The following is a 15,928-nucleotide window of genomic DNA, read 5'->3' as shown; positions in this document are numbered from 1 at the left end:
TTACAAATGCATAAAATGCAGACAGGAATATATTGAAAAAATGACGAGGATGACAGCAGTATTTCATGCCGCCCCCACATAACTGCGTGAGAGCGGCTCTCTTTTTGCGTTAGCCGGTGTTGCGCATACCGGCGGCGACGCCCGCAATCGTGACCATCAACGCCTGTTCGACGCGAGGATCGGGCGATTTGCCCTGCTCTTCAGTCAGACGGGAACGATACAGCAACTCGGCCTGCAACACGTTTAATAGATCGGTATAAACGTTTCTTAACTGAATGGACTCCGCAATCCACGGTAAGTCGGCCATCAGGTGCGAATCGTTGGCAATCGCCAGCACCACTTTAATGTCTTCTTCCAGCAGGTCTCGTAGCTCTTTGCCCAGCGGCCATAGCGTTTTCGCCACCAGACGCTGATCGTAATAGTCGGCCAGCCACAGGTCGGCTTTCGAGAACACCATTTCCAGCATCCCAAGACGCGTGGAGAAGAACGGCCAGTCGCGGCACATGGCTTCCAGTTCGCTTTGTTTACCGTCTTCCACCACTTTTTGCAGCGCAGTACCCGCGCCCAGCCAGGCTGGCAGCATCAGGCGGTTTTGCGTCCAGGCGAAGATCCACGGAATCGCGCGCAGCGATTCGACGCCGCCAGTTGGACGACGTTTCGCCGGACGTGAGCCGAGCGGCAATTTGCCCAACTCTTGCTCCGGCGTCGCGGAGCGGAAGTACGGTACAAAGTCTTTATTTTCGCGCACGTAGCCGCGGTAGGTTTCACAGGAGATGACGGAAAGCTCATCCATAATATGACGCCAGCTGTCTTTCGGTTCCGGCGGCGGCAGCAGGTTTGCTTCCAGAATTGCGCTGGTGTAGAGCGAGAGGCTGCTGACGGTGACTTCCGGCAGGCCGTATTTGAAGCGGATCATCTCGCCCTGCTCGGTCACGCGCAGACCGCCTTTCAGACTGCCTGGCGGTTGCGAAAGCAGCGCCGCGTGGGCTGGCGCGCCGCCACGGCCAATAGAACCGCCGCGGCCGTGGAAGAGGGTAAGCTCGATGCCGGCTTTTTCACAGGTTTTGATCAGGGCGTCCTGCGCCTGATACTGCGCCCATGACGCGGCCATGACGCCGGCGTCTTTCGCCGAGTCGGAGTAGCCGATCATGACCATCTGCTTACCCTGAATCAGTCCGCGATACCAGTCGATATTCAACAACTGGGTCATCACGTCGTCGGCATTGTTCAGGTCGTCGAGGGTTTCAAACAGCGGCGCGACCGGCATGGCAAAGCCGATACCTGCCTCTTTCAGCAGCAGATGCACAGCCAGTACATCAGACGGCGTTTTCGCCATTGAAATTACGTAGGCGGCGATCGATCCTTTTGGCGCTTCGGCAATAACCTTGCAGGTTTCAAGCACTTCGCGGGTATCGTTGCTCGGCTCCCAGTTACGCGGCAGCAGCGGACGTTTGGAGTTCAGCTCGCGGATCAGGAAGGCCTGCTTGTCGGCTTCCGACCAGCTTTCGTAGTCGCCAATACCGAGGTAGCGGGTAATTTCGCCCAGCGCTTCGGTATGGCGGGTGCTCTCCTGACGGATATCAATACGCACCAGCGGTACGCCGAAACACTTCACGCGGCGGAGCGTGTCGAGTAACTCGCCGTTGGCGATAATGCCCATGCCGCAGGCCTGTAACGACTGGTAGCAGGCGTACAGAGGTTCCCAGAGCTGCTCGTTTTGCGTCAGCAGGCCAGCCGGTTTGGGCAGCTTCTCGCCTTTCAGACGCGCTTCCAGCCAGGACTGGGTCGCCATCAGACGGGCGCGCAATTTTTTCATCAGGTAGCGATACGGCTCAGACGCGCCTTCTTCGCCCACTAACGCCAGCAGCTCCGGCGTGGCGTCGACCATCGACAGTTCTGATACCAGAACATGAGTGTCTTTCAGGAACAGATCGGTGGCTTTCCAGCGGCTTAACAAGAGCACGTGGCGGGTTATATCCGCCGTCACGTTCGGGTTGCCGTCACGGTCGCCGCCCATCCAGGAGGTAAAACGTACCGGCACAAAATCCACCGGCAATTTGTAGCCGAGATTTTCTTCCAGCTGTTCGTTCAGTTCACGCAGATAGTTAGGTACGCCCTGCCACAGGCTGTTCTCAACCACGGCGAAGCCCCATTTGGCTTCATCCACCGGGCTTGGGCGCTGCTTGCGGATCTCATCCGTATGCCAGGATTGGGAAATCAACTGGCGCAGGCGACGCATCACCTGGTGACGTTCGTAGTCGGCGATATCGGTATTATCAAGCTGTTTCAGACAGTTATTGATTTCACCCATCTTGTGAATAAGCGTACGGCGGGTAATTTCTGTCGGATGGGCGGTTAGCACCAACTCCAGCGACAGCGACTCTACCGCTTTTTTGATGGTTGCGTCGTTGAGGTCCGGTTGGTTTTTCAGTTTGCGCAGAGTGCGGGCAATCACTTCCGGGTTGCTGGCGGCTTCGCCTTTTGGCGAAATGCTGTGGTATTGCTCGGCAGTATTGGCCAGGTTCAGGAACTGACTAAACGCGCGCGCAACTGGCAGCAGCTCGTCATTAGACAAATTTTGTAGCGTGGTGAGCAGCTCCTGGCGATTAGCTTCATTGCCGGCGCGTGAAGATTTGGATAGCTTACGGATTGTTTCTACGCGATCAAGAATGTGTTCTCCCAGCGCATCCTTGATGGTTTCTCCCAGCACCTTGCCGAGCATACTGACATTACTACGCAACGCGGAATATTGTTCGTTCATATGACCCCAGACACCCCATCTTTAATGTAATTGCCCTGTCTCTTTCATGCCACAGCGGCAGTGGCTGCGTTCGCCCGTATGCCAGTTCTGCGGAATGGGCTCGTTTGCCGCCTTGCTGTGACGTAAAATTTTTCGGACTTTGCTTTTTAGCCGTCTTTTATAAAGCCACGTAAAACCCGTGGCGTCAATTACTGCGAAATCGGTTCAGCAAACGAAAAAATGGCGGTAATTTATTAAAGTTAATTCGCATCGTGCCAAATAAGAAATGCTTATGAACATGTGGCGTAGAGACGCCGGATGGCGCTGCGCTTATCCGGCCTACAAGACGGGGTAGGCCCGGTAAACATCACGTCACCGGGCAATATGCATTAATGCCAGCAAAAATGGTGTACTACCTGGGTAATCAATTCCCGGGTTGGCTTAATAAAACGCGTTTCGAGATATTCATCCGGCTGATGCGCCTGATTAATTGAGCCCGGACCAAGCACCAGCGTTGGGCATAATGTCTGCATAAACGGCGCTTCAGTACAGTAGTTCACCACGTCGGTTTTTGTTCCCAACAGTTTTTCTACTACTTCAACCAGTTGGTGGTCCGGTGGACACTCGTAACCTGGAATCGGCGGATGTAATTCCGCCACCGTCAGGCGGCCCGGCCAGCGTTCGCTTACCGGGGCCAGCGCGTCGTTAAGCAGTCCATTAAGGTCGTTTAACGTCATGCCCGGCAGTGGACGAATATCCATATGCAATTCGCAGCAGGCGCAGATACGGTTTGAGGCATCGCCGCCGTGGATATGGCCCAGATTCAGCGTTGGATACGGAACGGTAAACGCCTCGTAGTGATACCGCGCTTTCAGCGAGTCACGCAGTTGCATGATATGGCCAATCGCATCGTGCATCAGTTCAATGGCGTTAACCCCACGCGCCGGGTCGCTGGAGTGACCGGACTGCCCCAGGACGCGAACGACATTAGAGATATGCCCTTTGTGCGCGCGTATCGGTTGCAACGACGTCGGTTCGCCAATGATCGCGCAGTCCGGACGTAATGCCGTGGTTTCGGAAAAATAACGCGCCCCCGCCATGCTGGTCTCTTCATCGGCGGTCGCCAGAATGTAGAGCGGCTTTTTCAACTTTGTGACGTCAACGTCACGTAGCGCGTCCAGAATAAAAGCGAAGAAGCCTTTCATATCCGCAGTGCCCAGGCCATAGAGCTTATTGTCATGCTCGGTCAGCGTGAACGGGTCGCGCGTCCAGCGTCCGTCATCAAAGGGAACCGTGTCGGTATGGCCGGTCAGCAGCAAACCGCCCGCGCCATGTCCGGTGCTGGCGAGCATATTAAATTTGTTTCGCGTTCCTGGAACCGGTTGAACCTCTACGTTGAAACCAAGATCGCTGAACCAGCCTGCAAGCAAAGTGATTAAAGACGCATTACTTTGATCCAGGGATTCTTCGGTTGCGCTTATCGACGGTGTGGCAATCAAAGCGCGGTAAATCTCGATAAATGGCGGTAAAACGTTTTTCATTGTTGACACACCTCAGGTCATGATAGTATCAATATTCATGCATTAATTATGAATAAAAATACATTAACGTTGAGCATAAAGGAACCCGATGTTGAATACGCTGATTGTAGGCGCTAGCGGTTATGCGGGCGCAGAGCTTGTAAGCTACGTAAATCGCCACCCACATATGACCATAACCGCTTTGACCGTCTCAGCGCAAAGCAATGATGCAGGAAAGTTAATTTCTGATTTACATCCGCAGTTAAAAGGGATTGTCGACCTGCCATTGCAACCGATGTCGGATGTACGTGATTTTAGTGCAGATGTTGATGTGGTGTTCCTGGCGACAGCGCATGAAGTGAGCCACGATCTGGCGCCGCAATTTTTACAGGCCGGATGCGTCGTATTCGATCTTTCCGGCGCGTTTCGGGTAAACGATCGCGCCTTCTATGAAAAGTACTACGGATTTACTCATCAATATCCTGAGCTGCTGGAGCAGGCGGTGTACGGTCTGGCGGAGTGGAATGCCGATAAACTGAACACGGCGAATCTGATTGCGGTTCCTGGTTGCTATCCAACCGCAGCGCAGTTGTCGCTAAAACCGCTGATTGACGGCGGGCTTCTCGATCTGACGCAGTGGCCGGTAATTAATGCCACCAGCGGGGTGAGCGGCGCGGGGCGCAAGGCGGCAATATCGAACAGTTTCTGTGAAGTGAGTTTGCAACCGTATGGCGTGTTTACGCATCGTCATCAGCCGGAAATCGCTGCCCATCTGGGCGCGGAGGTCATCTTCGCCCCGCATCTGGGGAATTTCCCGCGCGGGATTCTGGAAACCATTACCTGCCGCCTGAAAGCGGGAGTAACCCATGCGCAGGTCGCCGACGTGTTGCAAAAAGCCTATGGCGACAAACCGCTGGTGCGCCTGTATGACAAAGGCGTTCCGGCGTTAAAGAACGTCGTCGGGCTGCCGTTCTGCGATATTGGTTTTGCCGTCCAGGGCGAACATCTAATTGTGGTGGCAACCGAAGACAACTTGTTGAAAGGCGCAGCGGCGCAGGCGGTGCAGTGCGCTAATATTCGTTTTGGCTTCGCTGAAACGCAGTCTCTTATTTAAGGGTGAAATGATGAATCCATTAATTATCAAGCTGGGTGGCGTATTACTGGATAGCGAAGAGGCTCTGGAACGTCTTTTTACCGCGCTGGTCAACTATCGTGAGTCCCATCAGCGTCCGCTGGTGATTGTTCACGGCGGCGGTTGCGTGGTGGATGAGCTGATGAAAGGGCTTAATTTGCCAGTGAAAAAGAAAGACGGCCTGCGCGTGACGCCTGCCGATCAGATTGGCATCATTACCGGCGCGCTGGCGGGAACCGCTAACAAAACTCTGCTGGCCTGGGCGAAGAAACACCATATCGCCTCTGTTGGTCTGTTTCTGGGCGATGGCGACAGCGTAAACGTGACCCAACTCGATGAAGCGTTAGGCCACGTCGGGCTGGCGCAACCGGGGTCGCCGAAGCTGATTAACATGCTGCTGGAAAACGGCTTTCTGCCGGTGGTCAGCTCCATTGGCGTAACAGACGACGGCCAACTGATGAACGTCAACGCCGATCAGGCGGCAACCGCGCTGGCGGCGACGCTGGGGGCCGATCTGATCCTGCTTTCTGACGTGAGCGGTATTCTGGACGGCAAAGGCCAGCGTATCGCCGAAATGACGGCGTCCAAAGCCGAGCAGCTTATCGACCAGGGCATTATTACCGACGGGATGATTGTGAAAGTGAATGCGGCTCTCGATGCTGCGCGGGCGCTGGGTCGCCCGGTGGATATCGCTTCCTGGCGTCATGCGGAGCAACTGCCGGCGCTGTTTAACGGTACGCCGATTGGCACGCGTATTCTGGCTTAACTATTTGTTCGCCCGATGGCGGCTGCGCCTTATCGGGCCTGCGTGAACAGAAATTATAGGCCGGATAAGCGTAGCGCCATCCGGCAGTGAAATTCGAAGAATTTAAGGAAGTCTATTATGGCACTTTGGGGTGGGCGTTTTACACAGGCGGCAGACCAGCGGTTTAAACAATTCAATGATTCGTTGCGCTTCGATTACCGTCTGGCGGAGCAGGATATTGTCGGTTCTGTGGCCTGGTCCAAAGCATTGGTCACGGTAGGCGTACTGACTGCCGATGAGCAACGACAGTTGGAAGAGGCGCTGAACGTGCTGCTGGAAGAGGTTCGCGTGAATCCGCAGCAAATCCTGCAAAGCGATGCGGAAGATATCCATAGCTGGGTGGAAGGTAAGCTCATCGACAAAGTGGGTCAGTTGGGTAAAAAGCTGCACACCGGGCGCAGCCGTAACGATCAGGTGGCGACGGACCTGAAACTGTGGTGCAAAGAGACGGTGAGGGAACTGCTTACCGCTAACCGCCAGCTACAGAGCGCGCTGGTGGAAACCGCGCAGGCGAACCAGGACGCGGTAATGCCGGGATATACCCATCTGCAACGCGCGCAGCCAGTGACTTTCGCCCACTGGTGTCTCGCGTATGTCGAAATGCTGGCGCGCGATGAAAGCCGCCTGCAGGACACGCTTAAACGTCTGGACGTGAGTCCGCTAGGTTGCGGCGCGTTGGCGGGAACGGCCTATGAAATTGACCGTGAACAATTGGCAGGCTGGCTGGGCTTTGCGTCTGCGACCCGCAACAGCCTGGACAGCGTGTCCGATCGTGACCACGTACTGGAACTGCTTTCTGATGCGGCTATCGGCATGGTGCATCTGTCACGCTTCGCGGAAGATCTGATTTTCTTTAATTCTGGTGAAGCGGGTTTTGTAGAGCTTTCTGACCGCGTGACTTCCGGTTCATCGTTAATGCCGCAGAAGAAAAACCCGGACGCGCTGGAGCTGATTCGCGGTAAGTGCGGTCGCGTACAAGGGGCGCTAACCGGCATGATGATGACTTTAAAAGGTCTGCCGCTGGCGTATAACAAAGATATGCAGGAAGACAAAGAAGGGCTGTTCGATGCGCTCGATACCTGGCTTGACTGCCTGCATATGGCGGCGTTGGTGCTGGACGGTATTCAGGTGAAACGCCCACGTTGTCAGGACGCGGCGCAACAGGGGTATGCCAACGCCACGGAGCTGGCGGATTACCTGGTCGCGAAAGGCGTGCCGTTCCGCGAAGCGCACCATATTGTCGGCGAAGCGGTGGTAGAAGCCATTCGCCAGGGTAAGCCGCTGGAAGCGTTGCCGCTGGCCGATTTACAGAAATTCAGCCACGTGATTGGCGACGATGTGTATCCGATGTTGTCTTTGCAGTCGTGTCTGGATAAACGGGCGGCAAAAGGCGGCGTTTCTCCGCAGCAGGTGGCGCAGGCCATCGACGATGCCAGGGCGCGCCTCGCGTTGTAGGCCTTATAAGCGTAACGCTATCAGGTAATACTGCCCGGCCGAGCATCAGCGACGCCGGGCTTTTTTACGCAAAAAAAAGCGGACCAGAGGTCCGCAAAAGTTCACGTTGGCTTTAGTTATTTCGGGTTCGAGAGATACCCTCTGAACGGGCGGTGTCTTCAAGGGTTAAACGAGAAACCGCTCCGTTCTGTGATGTATTATTAATCAGAAAGGTTGATAGGGATAATCGTTCGTTGCTATGCTACCTATCGCCATGAACTATCGTGGCGACGGAGGATGAATAATGAATATTCGTGATCTTGAATATCTGGTGGCGTTAGCCGAACATCGCCATTTCCGGCGAGCGGCGGACTCCTGTCACGTCAGCCAGCCAACCCTTAGTGGGCAAATACGTAAGCTGGAAGATGAGCTGGGCGTTATGCTGCTGGAGCGTACGAGCCGTAAAGTGCTGTTTACCCAGGCGGGCTTACTGCTGGTGGATCAGGCGCGTACCGTACTGCGTGAGGTCAAGGTGCTCAAGGAGATGGCGAGCCAACAAGGCGAGACGATGTCCGGCCCGCTGCATATTGGTTTAATCCCAACAATTGGTCCCTATTTGCTGCCGCTTATCATTCCAATGTTGCACCAGACTTTCCCGAAGCTGGAAATGTATCTGCATGAGGCGCAAACGCATCAGCTGTTAGCGCAACTCGATAGCGGCAAGCTTGACTGCGCTATTCTGGCGCTGGTGAAAGAGAGCGAGGCGTTTATCGAAGTGCCGCTGTTTGATGAGCCCATGATGCTGGCTATTTATGAGGATCATCCGTGGGCGAATCGCGATCGCGTGCCGATGTCCGATCTGGCGGGCGAGAAATTGCTGATGCTGGAAGATGGCCACTGTCTGCGCGATCAGGCGATGGGGTTCTGTTTTGAAGCGGGAGCGGATGAAGATACCCATTTCCGGGCGACCAGTCTGGAAACGCTGCGCAACATGGTGGCGGCGGGCAGTGGTATTACACTACTCCCCGCGCTGGCCGTACCGCAGGAGCGTAAGCGCGACGGCGTGGTTTATCTGCCATGCATTAAGCCGGAGCCGCGTCGTACCGTGGGGCTGGTTTATCGCCCGGGATCGCCGCTGCGTAGCCGTTATGAGCAACTGGCAGAGGCCATCCGTGGCGCAATGGATGGCCATTTCGACAAGGCGTTAAAACAGGCGGTTTAAGCCGTTCAACGCCGCAACCCGATAAGCTTCCGCCATGGTTGGGTAGTTAAAGGTGGTGTTAACGAAGTATTCGATGGTGTTACCGCCACCTTTCTGCTCCATGATCGCCTGGCCGATATGAATAATTTCGGCGGCGCGTTCGCCAAAGCAGTGAATCCCCAGAATTTCTTTGGTTTCGCGGTGGAAGAGAATTTTTAGCGTGCCGACGTTCATGCCGACGATTTGCGCTCGCGCCAGATGCTTAAATTGCGCGCGGCCCACTTCGTAAGGCACTTTCATTGCCGTTAACTGCTGCTCGGTTTTGCCGACAGAACTGATTTCCGGAATGGTATAAATCCCGGTGGGGATATCTTCGATGAGATGCGCGGTCGCTTCGCCTTTCACCAGCGCCTGCGCTGCAATACGCCCCTGATCGTAGGCGGCGGAGGCCAGACTGGGATAGCCAATCACGTCGCCCACCGCATAGACGTGCGGCAGGGCGGTCTGGTACATACTGTTGACTTTGAGCTGTCCACGGCTGTCTGTTTCCAAACCAATATTCTCCAGCGCCAGCGAATCGGTGTTACCGGTACGGCCATTAGCATAGAGCAGGCAGTCAGCCTTCAGTTTTTTGCCGGATTTCAGGTGCATGATGACGCCATCATCGCAGCCTTCGATTTTCTCATACTCTTCATTGTGGCGAATAACCACGCCGCTATTCCAGAAATGGTAAGAGAGAGAGTCGGACATCTCCTGATCGAGAAAGGCCAGCAGGCGATCGCGGGTGTTGATCAGATCCACTTTCACATCCATACCGCGGAAGATGGACGCATATTCGCAGCCGATAACGCCGGCGCCGTAAATAATAACGTGGCGCGGTTCATGGTGGAGACTCAGGATTGAGTCGCTGTCATAAATGCGCGGATGCGAGAAATCCACATCATTGGGATGGTAAGGACGCGAACCACAGGCAATAACAAATTTTTCTGCCGTCAGGGTTTCAACCGTGCCGTCATGGCATTCCAGCGCCAGGGTATGTTCGTCAATAAAATGGGCGTTGCCCTGCAATATTTCACAGTGGTTACGCTCATAAAACCCCTGACGCATACGCGTTTGTTGATTAATCACGTTATCGGCATGATTAAGGATGTCGGCGAAAGAAGAACGAAGGAGACGGGAGTGGTCGCTATAGAGCGGGTTGTGATTAAATTCAATAATGCGGCTGACGGCGTGGCGAAGGGCTTTGGATGGGATGGTGCCCCAGTGGGTACATCCGCCGCCAACGTTATGATAACGCTCAATCACCGCGACGCGTGCTCCTTGCTTAACCAGACCCATTGCAGCGCCTTCACCGCCGGGGCCTGACCCTATGACGACTGCATCATAATCCCAGGAATGTGGCATGGTATTACTCACCTGTTTTTATACATAAAATAAACACGATGATAACATTTGCCCAGCTTTAACCCAATTATCGTTGTGCTTTTTTGCGAAGCCGGAGCACAAACTGTCTGTAAACAATCATTCACAATCCAGTGTGAACCCGTTACTTTTATTCTCTGGTATAGTACCGAATAAGGCATATGGAAGGATTCAGACATTGTGATGGGTGTTAGAGCGCAACAAAAAGAAAAAACCCGGCGTTCGCTGGTGGAAGCCGCATTCAGCCAACTGAGCGCTGAGCGGAGTTTTGCCAGCCTGAGTTTGCGTGAGGTGGCGCGTGAAGCGGGCATTGCGCCAACGTCGTTTTACCGTCATTTTCGCGATGTCGATGAACTCGGTCTGACGATGGTGGATGAAAGCGGTCTGATGCTGCGTCAGTTGATGCGTCAGGCGCGACAGCGCATCGCGAAAGGCGGCAGCGTCATTCGCACGTCGGTCTCCACATTTATGGAGTTTATCGGCAACAACCCCAACGCCTTCCGTCTGTTGTTGCGCGAGCGTTCCGGCACTTCAGCGGCGTTTCGTGCCGCCGTCGCGCGGGAGATTCAGCATTTTATTGCGGAACTTGCCGACTATCTGGAACTCGAAAACCATATGCCGCGCGCGTTTACTGAAGCCCAGGCCGAAGCGATGGTGACTATTGTCTTTAGCGCGGGCGCAGAGGCGTTGGACATCGGTGCTGAACAGCGTCGGCAATTAGAAGAGCGGCTGGTATTGCAACTGCGCATGATTGCGAAAGGAGCGTATTACTGGTATCGCCGTGAGCAAGAGAAAATAGCACATCATTCCGAATAACGTGAAGGACGAGTAATGAAACAGTCAGGTCAAGATAAAGGTACGCTGTTGCTGGCGCTCATCGCTGGCTTATCGATTAACGGCACATTCGCGGCGCTGTTTAGCGCTATTGTGCCGTTCTCCGTATTCCCGGTTATCTCGCTGGTGCTGACGGTATATTGCCTGCATCAGCGCTACCAAAATCGTACTATGCCGGTAGGTTTGCCGGGGTTGGCCGCCGCTTGTTTCATTCTTGGCGTTTTACTGTATAGCACCGTCGTGCGTGCAGAATATCCGGATATTGGCTCTAATTTCTTCCCGGCGGTGCTGTCGGTGATTCTGGTATTCTGGATTGGCTTTAAACTGCGTAACCGCAAGCAGGACACCGCGGAATAGTGTGCGAATGCCGGATGGCGGTATAACCGGCCATCCGACGTACATTTTACCTTGCGGTGAGTAATACCCCGCATTCCATATGATGCGTATACGGGAACTGATCGAATAGCGCCAGGCGAGACACCGTGTGCGTCTGGCTTAACGTTTCCAGGTTTTTGCACAACGTTTCCGGATTGCAGGAAATGTACAGAATACGTGGATAAGCCTGCACCATTTTTTCCGTTTCGCTGTCCAGACCGCTGCGCGGCGGATCGACAAAAATGGTTTCGCACTGATAGCGCTTCAGGTCGATCCCCTGCAGGCGGTTAAACTCACGAACGCCATTCATCGCCTGGGTAAACTCTTCCGCCGCCATGCGAATAATTTGCACATTATCAATATGATTAGCGGCAATATTGTACTGTGCGGCAGCGACGGACGGTTTGGCGATTTCGGTTGCCAGCACGCGGTTAAAATTGCGCGCCAGCGCTAAAGAAAAATTGCCGTTGCCGCAATACAACTCAAGCAGATCGCCTTTTGAGTCTTTCGTCACCTCCAGCGCCCACTCTAACATCTGAATATTCATGGCGGCGTTTGGCTGCGTAAAGCTGTTTTCGACCTGGCGGTAGATCATCTCTTTACCTGCCACAGGCAGACGCTCATCAATATAATCCTGATCCAATTCGATTTTAGTTTTAGTGGCCCGGCCAATCAGGTGTACGTTCAGACCTTGCGCGCGTAAAGCATCGCGTAACGCAGTGGCGGCTTCACGCCACTCTTCGTCCAGCTTCTTATGGTACAGCAACGACACTACCGCCTGGTTGCTCAAGGTCGTGAGATAATCGATCTGGAACAGCTTATGCCGCAGTGCATGATTATCGCGCACGCCGGCAATCATCGCTTTCATTAAGGTATTAATCAGTTGGCTGGACGCCGGGAAGGTGTCAACGCGAATCCGGCTTTTGGTCTGCTGATCAAACATAATGTGGTACAGGTCATCGCCGTCATGCCACAGGCGAAATTCCGCACGCATACGATAGTGACTGACCGGCGAGCGAAATACTTCCGGAACCAGGCCAGAAAACGGCGCCATCATACTCTGCAAGCGCGCCACTTTTTCGGCCAGCTGCGCCTCATACTGTTCTGTCGGAAGATGTTCGGGGGTCATATCGCATCCTGAATAATAAAAGTACGCGGGGATTGTAGGGATTGCTCAGTGGATGTCCAGCTATTGATGATTTCTGATTTGTGATGCGCGGTCTGGACAGGGTGTTGTGACAGACGGTAGCATCCGTGGGCCGGTCCTGTGAGTTAATAGGGAATCCAGTGAAAATCTGGAGCTGACGCGCAGCGGTAAGGAAAGGTGAGATGAGAGCGTAAGCAGACACTGCCTCCGGCGGGAAGTCATCATTTCTGCTATCCAGTCAACGGATAACCCTCCAAGCCCGAAGACCTGCCGGCTAACGTCGCATCTGGTTTTTCATCATCGCGTACTATCGATGAAGCCTGCGGGATCCTTCTTATATTGTGGATGCTTTACAATGATTAAAAAAGCTACGCTGCTGACGGCGTTCTCCGTCACGGCCTTTTCCGCTTGGGCGCAGGACACTAGCCCGGATACCCTGGTTGTCACCGCCAACCGTTTTCAGCAGCCGCGCAGCGCGGTTCTGGCGCCCGTTACCATCGTGACGCGTCAGGATATTGAACGCTGGCAATCGACCTCCGTAAATGATGTTCTGCGCCGTTTGCCTGGCGTCGATATTGCGCAGAGCGGCGGCGCCGGACAAAACTCCTCCATTTTCATTCGCGGCACCAACTCCAGCCATGTACTGGTATTGATTGACGGCGTGCGTCTGAATTTAGCAGGCGTGAGCGGGTCCGCCGATCTCAGCCAGTTCCCGGTGTCGCTGGTACAGCGCATTGAATATATTCGCGGTCCGCGCTCCGCTATTTATGGTTCCGATGCTATCGGCGGCGTAGTGAATATCATTACGACGCGCGATAACCCAGGCACAGAATTAACCGCTGGATGGGGAAGCAATAGCTACCAGAATTACGACATCTCGACGCAACAGCAACTTGGCGAAAACACGCGGGCGACGTTGATCGGCGATTACGAATACACCAAAGGGTTTGACGTGGTAGCGAAAGGCGGTACCGGGATGCAGGCGCAGCCTGACCGGGACGGCTTTTTGAGTAAAACGCTTTATGGCGCGTTAGAGCATACCTTTTCTGATCGCTGGAGCGGATTCGTGCGTGGTTATGGCTACGATAACCGTACCGATTACGACGCCTATTACTCGCCGGGCTCGCCGCTGATTGATACACGCAAACTTTATAGCCAAAGCTGGGACGCCGGGCTGCGCTTTAATGGCGAACGTATTCAGTCTCAGCTGGTTTCAAGCTATAGCCACAGTAAAGATTACAACTATGATCCGCACTATGGCCGGTATGATACCTCCGCCACGCTGGATGAGATGAAACAGTACAATGTTCAATGGACCAACAGTGTGGTCGTGGGGCACGGTAATGTTGGGGCGGGCGTAGACTGGCAGAAACAGACTACCACGCCAGGTACCGGCTATGTGCCCGAGGGATATGACCAGCGTAATACCGGGGTTTACCTGACAGGATTACAACAGTTGGGTGACTTCACTCTGGAAGCGGCGGCGCGCAGTGATGACAACTCCCAGTTTGGTCGTCATGGTACATGGCAAACCAGCGCGGGATGGGAGTTTATAGAAGGTTATCGCTTTATTGCCTCCTACGGAACCTCCTACAAAGCGCCTAATTTGGGCCAGCTGTATGGGTATTACGGTAATCCGAACATGAATCCTGAAAAGAGTAAACAGTGGGAAGGCGCATTTGAAGGGCTAACCGCTGGCGTCAGCTGGCGTATTTCAGGTTATCGTAACGATATTAATGACATGATCGATTATGACGATCATCTGCAAAAATATTACAACGAAGGTAAGGCGCGCATTAAAGGTATTGAGGCGACGGCGAATTTCGATACCGGACCGTTAACGCATACGGTCAGTTACGATTACGTTGATGCGCGTAATGCGGTTACCGATACGCCATTACCGCGGCGTTCCAAACAGATGGCAAAATATCAACTTGACTGGGACGTTTACGATTTTGACTGGGGGGTGACATATCAATACCTTGGTTCCCGCTATGATTCGGATTACTCCGCTTACCCATACCGGACAGTAAAAATGGGCGGCGTCAGTTTATGGGATCTTACGGTTGCATATCCGGTCACCTCACATCTGACAGTTCGTGGTAAAATAGCCAACCTGTTCGACAAAGATTACGAGACAGTTTATGGCTACCAAACTGCAGGACGAGAATACACCTTGTCTGGCAGCTACACCTTCTGAACCACGTCCCACCGTGCTGGTATTTGATTCCGGCGTCGGTGGATTGTCGGTCTATGATGAGATTCGGCGGCTCCTGCCGGATCTCCACTATATATATGCTTTCGATAACGTGGCTTTCCCCTACGGGGAAAAGAGCGAAACGTTTATCGTTGAGCGCGTTGTCGAGATTGCGACCGCGGTACAGCAGCGCTATCCCCTTTCACTGGCGGTGATTGCCTGTAATACCGCCAGTACGGTCTCACTTCCCGCATTACGTGAAAAGTTTGCCTTCCCGGTGGTGGGCGTTGTGCCTGCGATTAAACCAGCGGCGCGGCTGACCGCAAATGGCGTCGTCGGGCTACTGGCGACGAGAGCCACGGTCAAACGTCCTTATACTCACGAGCTGATTGCGCGCTTCGCCAATGAATGTCAGATAGCGATGTTGGGGTCGGCAGAACTGGTGGAACTGGCGGAAGCTAAACTACATGGCGACTCGGTATCGCTGGAAGAGCTGCGCCGCATATTACGCCCATGGCTACGAATGCCGGAGCCGCCTGACACGGTCGTTCTGGGGTGTACGCATTTCCCTCTATTACGGGACGAGCTTTTGCAAGTCCTGCCTGAAGGGACGAGGTTAGTGGATTCCGGCGCGGCGATAGCGCGTCGTACAGCCTGGCTGTTGGAACATGAAGCGCCGGATGCGAAATCAACCGATGCCAATATTGCTTATTGCATGGCAATGACGCCAGGAGCTGAACAATTATTACCCATTTTACAGCGTTATGGCTTTGAAACGCTCGAAAAACTGCCGGTTTAATGGCGTTTTGGGTAAATACCAGGCACTTGAGAAATTATTTTAAATTTCCTCTTGTCAGGCAGAAATAACTCCCTATAATGCGCCACCACTGACACGGAACAACGGCACACAGGCCGCCGGGTCAGCGGGGTTCAGACCAGAACCTCACGGAGAAAAGCGAAAATAAACGCTTGACTCTGAAGCGGGAAAGCGTAATATACGCCACCTCGCGACGGTGAGCTGAAAGCCGCGTCGCACCTGCTCTTTAACAATTTATCAGACAATCTGTGTGGGCACTCGAAGATACGGATTCTTGACGTCCTCGGACGAAAAATGAATACCA

The 15,928-nt window shown here is 53.9% G+C and carries 12 protein-coding genes and 1 riboswitch; of the genes, 8 read left to right on the top strand and 4 right to left on the bottom strand.

The features are described from left to right. Window positions 1-109: 109 nt before the first annotated feature. Both ppc and argE read right to left on the bottom strand, forming a co-directional pair. Window positions 110-2,761, bottom strand: a complete 2,652-nt coding sequence (gene ppc / locus ACQ29O_RS21655) for a phosphoenolpyruvate carboxylase (protein ID WP_020937215.1) — start codon at window positions 2,759-2,761, stop codon at window positions 110-112. Window positions 2,762-3,129: 368 nt separating this feature from the next. Next, window positions 3,130-4,281, bottom strand: a complete 1,152-nt coding sequence (argE, locus tag ACQ29O_RS21650) for an acetylornithine deacetylase (protein WP_000800208.1) — start codon at window positions 4,279-4,281, stop codon at window positions 3,130-3,132. Between the two features lie 88 nt (window positions 4,282-4,369). Between argE and argC the strand changes: the two genes are divergently transcribed. The 4 genes from argC (at window position 4,370) to oxyR (ending at window position 8,853) form a co-directional block, all read left to right on the top strand. Further along, the gene (gene argC / locus ACQ29O_RS21645; RefSeq protein ID WP_000935329.1) at window positions 4,370-5,374 is read left to right on the top strand and encodes an N-acetyl-gamma-glutamyl-phosphate reductase; all 1,005 of its coding nucleotides are present in this window, start codon (window positions 4,370-4,372) and stop codon (window positions 5,372-5,374) included. A gap of 7 nt (window positions 5,375-5,381) precedes the next feature. Then, window positions 5,382-6,158 carry an acetylglutamate kinase gene (argB, locus tag ACQ29O_RS21640; RefSeq protein WP_001575262.1) on the top strand — a complete coding sequence of 259 codons (777 nt, stop codon included), beginning with the start codon at window positions 5,382-5,384 and terminating at the stop codon, window positions 6,156-6,158. A 117-nt stretch (window positions 6,159-6,275) separates the two neighbouring features. After that, entirely contained in the window at window positions 6,276-7,652 is a 1,377-nt protein-coding gene (argH, locus tag ACQ29O_RS21635; protein WP_001230062.1) for an argininosuccinate lyase, read from the top strand. Between the two features lie 283 nt (window positions 7,653-7,935). Further along, complete coding sequence (oxyR, locus tag ACQ29O_RS21630; RefSeq protein ID WP_001025919.1) at window positions 7,936-8,853, top strand: DNA-binding transcriptional regulator OxyR; 918 nt, start codon at window positions 7,936-7,938, stop codon at window positions 8,851-8,853. Here oxyR and sthA read toward each other — a convergent pair. After that, complete coding sequence (gene sthA, locus ACQ29O_RS21625) at window positions 8,836-10,236, bottom strand: Si-specific NAD(P)(+) transhydrogenase (RefSeq protein ID WP_001120786.1); 1,401 nt, start codon at window positions 10,234-10,236, stop codon at window positions 8,836-8,838. The two genes, oxyR and sthA, sit on opposite strands and share 18 nt — an antisense overlap. A gap of 198 nt (window positions 10,237-10,434) precedes the next feature. On the opposite strand from sthA, the gene fabR reads away from it, so the two are divergent. Next, window positions 10,435-11,070, top strand: a complete 636-nt coding sequence (gene fabR, locus ACQ29O_RS21620) for an HTH-type transcriptional repressor FabR (RefSeq protein WP_000971958.1) — start codon at window positions 10,435-10,437, stop codon at window positions 11,068-11,070. Between the two features lie 15 nt (window positions 11,071-11,085). Next, window positions 11,086-11,445, top strand: coding sequence for a YijD family membrane protein (locus ACQ29O_RS21615; RefSeq protein WP_000813838.1), 360 nt, complete (start codon window positions 11,086-11,088; stop codon window positions 11,443-11,445). Between the two features lie 46 nt (window positions 11,446-11,491). Here ACQ29O_RS21615 and trmA read toward each other — a convergent pair whose 3' ends face one another. Beyond that, complete coding sequence (gene trmA / locus ACQ29O_RS21610; RefSeq protein ID WP_000186983.1) at window positions 11,492-12,592, bottom strand: tRNA (uridine(54)-C5)-methyltransferase TrmA; 1,101 nt, start codon at window positions 12,590-12,592, stop codon at window positions 11,492-11,494. Between the two features lie 114 nt (window positions 12,593-12,706). After that, window positions 12,707-12,899: riboswitch (cobalamin riboswitch) on the top strand. Between the two features lie 66 nt (window positions 12,900-12,965). On the opposite strand from trmA, the gene btuB reads away from it, so the two are divergent. Further along, the gene (gene btuB / locus ACQ29O_RS21605) at window positions 12,966-14,810 is read left to right on the top strand and encodes a TonB-dependent vitamin B12 receptor BtuB (protein ID WP_000591406.1); all 1,845 of its coding nucleotides are present in this window, start codon (window positions 12,966-12,968) and stop codon (window positions 14,808-14,810) included. Beyond that, the gene (gene murI / locus ACQ29O_RS21600; protein ID WP_000201800.1) at window positions 14,755-15,606 is read left to right on the top strand and encodes a glutamate racemase; all 852 of its coding nucleotides are present in this window, start codon (window positions 14,755-14,757) and stop codon (window positions 15,604-15,606) included. The genes btuB and murI overlap by 56 nt, the downstream gene beginning before the upstream one ends. Window positions 15,607-15,928 lie beyond the last annotated feature (322 nt).

This window comes from Salmonella sp. GDC200615 (genome assembly GCF_050574145.1).
In the GTDB taxonomy this organism is placed as follows: Bacteria; Pseudomonadota; Gammaproteobacteria; order Enterobacterales; family Enterobacteriaceae; genus Salmonella; species Salmonella enterica.
Note: the sequence above shows the minus strand (reverse complement) of the source record. Positions and strands in the feature narration are given on the sequence as shown.

Excerpts from the sequence above, each read along its gene's own strand:
- ppc (WP_020937215.1), bottom strand. The coding sequence starts at position 2,761 with ATGAACGAACAATATTCCGCGTTGCGTAGTAATGTCAGTATGCTCGGC.
- trmA (WP_000186983.1), bottom strand. The coding sequence starts at position 12,592 with ATGACCCCCGAACATCTTCCGACAGAACAGTATGAGGCGCAGCTGGCC.
- btuB (WP_000591406.1), top strand. The coding sequence starts at position 12,966 with ATGATTAAAAAAGCTACGCTGCTGACGGCGTTCTCCGTCACGGCCTTT.
- argE (WP_000800208.1), bottom strand. The coding sequence starts at position 4,281 with ATGAAAAACGTTTTACCGCCATTTATCGAGATTTACCGCGCTTTGATT.
- argC (WP_000935329.1), top strand. The coding sequence starts at position 4,370 with ATGTTGAATACGCTGATTGTAGGCGCTAGCGGTTATGCGGGCGCAGAG.
- argB (WP_001575262.1), top strand. The coding sequence starts at position 5,382 with ATGATGAATCCATTAATTATCAAGCTGGGTGGCGTATTACTGGATAGC.
- argH (WP_001230062.1), top strand. The coding sequence starts at position 6,276 with ATGGCACTTTGGGGTGGGCGTTTTACACAGGCGGCAGACCAGCGGTTT.
- ACQ29O_RS21615 (WP_000813838.1), top strand. The coding sequence starts at position 11,086 with ATGAAACAGTCAGGTCAAGATAAAGGTACGCTGTTGCTGGCGCTCATC.
- murI (WP_000201800.1), top strand. The coding sequence starts at position 14,755 with ATGGCTACCAAACTGCAGGACGAGAATACACCTTGTCTGGCAGCTACA.
- oxyR (WP_001025919.1), top strand. The coding sequence starts at position 7,936 with ATGAATATTCGTGATCTTGAATATCTGGTGGCGTTAGCCGAACATCGC.
- sthA (WP_001120786.1), bottom strand. The coding sequence starts at position 10,236 with ATGCCACATTCCTGGGATTATGATGCAGTCGTCATAGGGTCAGGCCCC.